This is a genomic window from Neoroseomonas rubea, assembly GCF_016106015.1.
Classification (GTDB): Bacteria; Pseudomonadota; Alphaproteobacteria; order Acetobacterales; family Acetobacteraceae; genus Neoroseomonas; species Neoroseomonas rubea.
Map to the genome: position 1 here is coordinate 1 of NZ_JACADQ010000481.1, position 2,278 is coordinate 2,278.

At 72.0% G+C, this 2,278-nt stretch carries 3 protein-coding genes; 2 read left to right on the forward strand and 1 reads right to left on the reverse strand.

Annotated elements, in window-relative coordinates:
* Window positions 1–189 precede the first annotated feature (189 nt).
* On the reverse strand, window positions 190–522 hold the full coding sequence (locus tag HW577_RS23915; RefSeq protein ID WP_198378604.1) for a DUF1491 family protein: 333 nt from the start codon (window positions 520–522) through the stop codon (window positions 190–192).
* A gap of 486 nt (window positions 523–1,008) precedes the next feature.
* Between HW577_RS23915 and HW577_RS23920 the strand changes: the two genes are divergently transcribed.
* Together HW577_RS23920 and HW577_RS23925 are read left to right on the forward strand one after the other, a co-directional pair.
* Window positions 1,009–1,227: a hypothetical protein gene (locus HW577_RS23920; RefSeq protein WP_198378605.1), complete on the forward strand. Its 219-nt coding sequence runs from the start codon at window positions 1,009–1,011 to the stop codon at window positions 1,225–1,227.
* A gap of 831 nt (window positions 1,228–2,058) precedes the next feature.
* A partial coding sequence (locus tag HW577_RS23925; protein ID WP_198378606.1) for a hypothetical protein occupies window positions 2,059–2,278 on the forward strand: 220 nt, incomplete at its 3' end.

A 2,278-nucleotide genomic window follows, 5' to 3' on the forward strand; every position in this document is an offset into this window, starting at 1 on the left:
TCCGGCGGGCGGCGACGCGGCCGTCACCGCCTCGGCCGGCGTGGCGGGGATCGCGGTGAAGGACGCGCCGGCGGCCGCGCTCGATGCCGCGCTGCGGGCGGCGGATGGCGCGCTCTACGCCGCGAAGGATGGCGGGCGGGACCGGGTGGTCGTGGCGTAGGGCGGCCGCGGGCGGACGGGCCGACGGGATCAGATGATCTTCGCCTCGAAGGGCGGCATCAGGTCCGGCGCCTCGAATTCTAGCACCCAGAGATCGGGGTCGCGCTTCACCTGGCGGTCCACATAGGCGTTGGCGAGCGCTTCCTCGACCGGCGCGCTTCCGGTGCCGCGCACCCAGGCCGGGCGGCCTTCCGCGTCCCGCGCCTGGGACAGCACGACGCAGCCATCCCGCCCGCGCAGCAGGGCGAGGATTCCGCCCGAATCCGGGTCCCCCTTGCGCACCACCGTGGCCGGCCGACCGGCCATGTCCGACAGGCGGACCGCCATGGACACCCAGATTCCCGCCTTGACCTTGGCTTCCATGTTTACGTGCCCTCAGACGGCGGGCGCCGGCCATCCGGCCGGCTTGCCTTCGCGCCATGGACTGGCGCGCCCGGCGCGGCTGATGGCCTGGGCGCGGTCGCGCTTCGCGCTCCCGGATCGCGGCGGGGCCGCGATCCGATTGGGTTTGCCCTCGGACGGCCGGCGCCGGCCATCCGGCCGGCTTGCCTTCCCGCCAAGGACTGGCGCACCCGCGCTCGCGCTGCGCGCGCGCGGATCGCGGCGGCGCTGCGATCCTGCTTGGTTTGCCATCGGACGGCGAGCGCCGGCCATCCGGCCGGCTTGCCTTCGCGCCATGGACGGGCACGCCCCGCGCTGCGGAGAGGCTGGGCGCGCGCGCGGACCACGGCGGGGCCGCGATCCGGGGGCGTGGCGATGGCTGGTCATCTCCCGACCCTCGCACGGCGGCCCCCTTGCCGGAAGGCGCGGCGCGCGCCATTGACCGCGCAGCGAGCGGGGGTCCCGGCGATGAGCGATCGGAAGATGACGGATGCGCAGCGCGCCTATGAGGCGAAGCGCGCCGCCAAGGCGGGGATGAGCCTCGAGAAGTGGCTCGTCGAGAAGGAGAAGCGCGCCGCCGCCGAGGCGAAGGAAGCCGCCGCCGCAGCGCCCGCGCCCACCACCGCCGCGCCGAAGAAGGCGGGCTTCTTCTCCCGCCTGCTGGAAAAGGCGCAGAAGCCGCTTTAGCGCAGGGGCTGCCGAGCTGCGCCTGCGATGGGAGGCGCGCACGCCTGCATGACGCGCTGCGCGGCGGTCGCGCTGTTGCCACGAGGGTCGGCCCGGCGGTGCCGGATCGTGGCGGCCCTTCAAGTCCTTGAATACGTCGCGGGATCTGGCCCGTTACGCGCGGACCAGCACCGTCTGTTGAGCGCCTCTGTCCCAAAATCGTGACGCGCGCAGATTCCCGTCGGACTGCAACGTGAAGGTAAGCCTGGAAGGCCCGGGGAGAGTGAAGCTGTTTCCGCTGAGTCTCGCTTCGAAATTCACGCTCTGGCCCTGGAAAGTATAAACGCCCCGAACATCACCCGCAGGCGTAATGGCGTTTACCCTGACTGACGCATTGAAGTTTGGATTATTGTCCCACAGACCACGCCATGTCCCTGGCAGCGATGTATTTCGAAAATCCGCCGACCCGGTTGCCGCCCCGGGGGCGCCTTCTCCACCCTGAGAACAGCCCGCGAGCAGCAGCAGGGCAACACCCAAAACACGACGTCTGGACATAATGCCTCCTACCAGACTGCGGGACTCAGGCAGCGAGGTGCAGCACCCCCACATCCGAAACATACGAATGGTACGAGCGCGATCGCAACGGCGAACGCGCCCGGATGGCGCCCGATCGGGGCTCCGACGGGTCGACCGCGCCAAATCGGCACGAATGCCGGGCGACACCTTTCCGCGGCTCCCCGCCATCCAGGACCGCCGTGCTCCGCCGCCCGGTCCGATCGGCGTTCCGCGTCGTGGTTGGTGGAGAACGGCCCTGCCACCCTACGCCCGCCTTCGTCGTGCTAGGCTGGGGCCATGCGGCTCCTCGTCGCCGGGATTGTCTCCGCCCTCGCTGTCCCCGGCCCCGCCGCGCGCGCGACCGACTTCGCCCCCGGCACCACGACCATGCTCTTCGCGCCAGGCTCGGCCGAGGTCACGCCCGAGGCGCGCGACGCGCTGCTCGGCTTCCTCCGCCCGCCGCGCCCGCCCGCCTTCCGCGGCCACTGCCTGGCCGGCCACGCCGATCGCGGCCCGG